This window comes from Bradyrhizobium sp. P3_C3 (assembly GCF_056402655.1).
Genome location: NZ_JBFUGY010000123.1, coordinates 1 through 2,899, shown reverse-complemented (window position 1 = coordinate 2,899; position 2,899 = coordinate 1). Strand labels below are relative to the sequence as shown.

The following is a 2,899-nucleotide window of genomic DNA, read 5'->3' as shown; positions in this document are numbered from 1 at the left end:
ATCCGTGCCGCCGCGCGACCTCCGATACCACGGCTCCCGGGGCCAGCGTCTCCTCGACGAACCGCGCCTTGTCGTCGGCCGAGAACTGCCGGCGTCGGCCGCTCTCCGTGATGACCTCGACCAGACGAACCGAGGTCCTGGGCTCAAGCATATGTTCAAGCTTAGACACAAGCCGATCTCCAATCAGAGATCGATCATTCCTCGCTCGACGCCTTCAATGGAAGGTGGGACCGAAACAGCGCTTACGTTGCAGCGCCGATTTTTTGCGATGAAGCGCCATTTCTCCGACAAGGAGCGCGCCTTCTTCATGGACGTCGATTTTAAGAATCAAATCGCCTTGGTTGCGCGCGCGGAGGAAGCAGGCCGGAAGGCTGTGGTTGGCGGCCGCCGATATATTGTCTCCGAGCCCGGCCGGGCCGAGATGGCTTTCATGGTGGTCGATGCATGGCAGGGGCGCGGCGTTGGCTCGATGCTAATGCGGCACCTCGTCGACATCACGAGGGAAACGGGACTGAAGGAATTGACGGCGGAAGTCCTGCCCGAGAACACATCAATGTTGAAGGTCTTCGGCAGGTTCGGGTTCAGGTCGGCTGCGGGGCGAGATCCACAGACAGTCCTGGTAGCATGCTTTCCATGGGATTTTGCCCTCCCCCGAGGCCGCACCAAGTTTCCGTTGCAGGGACGCGCGCGCAACCGATCACTCCGCAAGCGCGCGATAAACTGACGCGTGGCCTATCTTGAGGGCCTTTGCAATGGCAGACGGGCCAGCGCCGCTGGCCTTCATTTGCCACTGTGTTCGCCGTATTGGTTGGCGGCTGGATGTTCCGCTACGAGCCAATCGGGCAAGGCTTCGAACACAGAAACCGCTTCACGGGCGCGACCAGTAGAGTTTCCTTGGAATGCTGGACAGATAAAGATTAGGCCGCCACTTGGACATTGCTCCTCCGCGGCCGCCTCAGTTGGCGGCCTTTTCGGTTAGGCGAGACTGGCCGAGCAGTGCGGCCCCGTGTGTATGCCGCCATCGCGATACACGTTACGCGACGCGCTCATCCCGTCCGGCTCGTTGATACGCCATCACGCAAGCTCGGATGGCACCTCGAGTTTGGCCCGCCATTTCCCGGGGTCTACCGGTCGGCAACCAATTGCACCGTTTGACGTCCACCGTTTAGCGCTCTGAGTTTGTTTATGTATTCTTCAGGCTTCAACAAATGGAATGGAGCCTTCAAACCCATAAAACTCGCTATGCTACCGATGAAATTGGTGCAGTTGGTTGTTCCCGCGTTCCACACCGGCGAGGTCGCCTGAAGACGTTTGATGTAAGCAAATACCTTTTTGGCGTCAGCCTCATTCAAGTAGACTCGATAGCTGGCTGTCAAATATTGCTCATCGAGGTCGCCGTAGCTCGCGCCCGTTTCAGAAGGCACAAACATGAGATGTCCCAATACGTACGGCAGTGTGTCGCCTGCTGGATGCAGGCCGGCAACTTCGACCGCCCTTTGGCTCGTCTTGCCGTACCAGACAAATGCGTGTCCGTAGGATGCAGCAGTGCGGGCACGAAAATCAACGTAGTAGGGTCCTTTAACTGAAGATACCCGGGCCGGCTTTGCATCCGACGTGGCTGGCGGGCTGCCTGGCGCAGCTGCGGCCGTTTTCGTAGCGGAGTTGATTGAGGTCTTGGGGGAAGTGTCCGGTCGCTGCTGAACATCAGCACGCGCCGCGAGTTGCTGTGCACTAGCGCTTCCCACGGAAGCCGCAAAGATTGCGACTCCGACAATAAATCGCAGATCGCGGTATTCCCAGATCACCCTTGCCACGTTCAACCCTTCTTGGGCCCAACACAGCCCAAGCTAAACATTACTGGAGGTGAACGCCTCCGGCCCCGACGGGCCGAAGGCGCTTCAATCTTCGGGATTAGCCCTTGGTGACTAACGGAGCTGGCGCCGGAGCCTTGCCGATCGGGTATTTGCCGACTGGAGTTTTGCCGACGGGATATTTACCAACCGGCGCGGTCTGGACGACGGGCTGCGGACGAGGCAGATCCGCGGCAACTGCCGCTCCCACCAAAGCCAAAGACGCAGCACCCGCAATTACGAATTTCAGCATCAATCTCCCCTGAAGTTGCCCACTACCCCTTACCGAATCTGACCCTAGCCGGACGCTCTACCCACACAACAAATAGATGCCGGTGCGGACAGTCGCGCGATCCCTTTTTTGGCGAATGTTGCAGAAGGGGCACTCTACGTGAAGGGCGGCGCCGCCGTGACGCGCAAATCGATTCGATATATTCAACAACATCACCGGGGTCGGCCTGGCATCGGCAGGCCACACACGCTGGGGCGGCGCCCTCGGTGTCGGCTGGGAGTACGGCTTCACGCCCAACTGGTCGCTCGGTATCGAATACGACCATCTCTGGATGGGGCGTCATAATGCCAGCTTCGCAGGCGTGGTTACTCCCGGAGGGTTCATCCTCACCGGCAGCGGGGTCAGCCAAGATGTTGACATGGTCACGCTTCGGTTGAATTATCGCTTCGGTGGATACGGCGCACCGGTCGCGGCCAGATACTGATCTCACCCACCTTCGCAAACCAAAGCCCAGGCTCGCCGGGGCTTTTTTGTAGTTATGAATTTTCTGGCCTTTGCTACCTTGCGGTGGCCGCGTGCCGTTCTCTTCCAGTCTACCCCCCGGCCGGCTCAACCGGTCGACGCAACACAGGCATTAAATCTCTCTGCTGGCGTTTCAAATTGCAAGGTCTCACGTGGTCGTTCGTTTAGCTGACGAGCCACTTTGTTCWGATGGGCTTGCGAATGCACCGACAAGTCGGTGCCCTTTGGAAAGTACTGTCTGAGCAGGCCATTGGTATTCTCGTTCGACCCGCGCTGCCACGGGCGCTTTGCGGGT

At 58.8% G+C, this 2,899-nt stretch carries 5 protein-coding genes and 1 pseudogene; 2 read left to right on the top strand and 4 right to left on the bottom strand.

Annotated features, from left to right (window positions below; all coding sequences use genetic code 11):
* Nucleotides 1-151, bottom strand: a 151-nt coding sequence (locus AC1DW2_RS43610; RefSeq protein ID WP_477009188.1) for a transposase, incomplete at its 3' end; no start/stop codon positions are given.
* Here AC1DW2_RS43610 and AC1DW2_RS43605 point away from each other — a divergent pair.
* Nucleotides 152-724, top strand: a complete 573-nt coding sequence (locus AC1DW2_RS43605) for a GNAT family N-acetyltransferase (RefSeq protein WP_474423270.1) — start codon at nucleotides 152-154, stop codon at nucleotides 722-724.
* Nucleotides 725-1,124: 400 nt separating this feature from the next.
* Here AC1DW2_RS43605 and AC1DW2_RS43600 read toward each other — a convergent pair whose 3' ends face one another.
* Entirely contained in the window at nucleotides 1,125-1,745 is a 621-nt protein-coding gene (locus AC1DW2_RS43600) for a hypothetical protein (RefSeq protein ID WP_477009187.1), read from the bottom strand.
* A 166-nt stretch (nucleotides 1,746-1,911) separates the two neighbouring features.
* Complete coding sequence (locus AC1DW2_RS43595) at nucleotides 1,912-2,103, bottom strand: hypothetical protein (protein ID WP_080586686.1); 192 nt, start codon at nucleotides 2,101-2,103, stop codon at nucleotides 1,912-1,914.
* A gap of 135 nt (nucleotides 2,104-2,238) precedes the next feature.
* Between AC1DW2_RS43595 and AC1DW2_RS43590 the strand changes: the two are divergent.
* Nucleotides 2,239-2,566: pseudogene (locus AC1DW2_RS43590) on the top strand (outer membrane protein); the annotation flags it as partial.
* A 125-nt stretch (nucleotides 2,567-2,691) separates the two neighbouring features.
* Here the strand turns inward: AC1DW2_RS43590 and AC1DW2_RS43585 are convergent.
* A partial coding sequence (locus AC1DW2_RS43585) for a transposase (protein WP_477009186.1) occupies nucleotides 2,692-2,899 on the bottom strand: 208 nt, incomplete at its 5' end.

What these genes read in the sequence shown, in the direction of transcription:
- AC1DW2_RS43605 (WP_474423270.1), top strand. Translation starts at nt 152, where the DNA reads ATGTTCAAGCTTAGACACAAGCCGATCTCCAATCAGAGATCGATCATT.
- AC1DW2_RS43595 (WP_080586686.1), bottom strand. Translation starts at nt 2,103, where the DNA reads ATGCTGAAATTCGTAATTGCGGGTGCTGCGTCTTTGGCTTTGGTGGGA.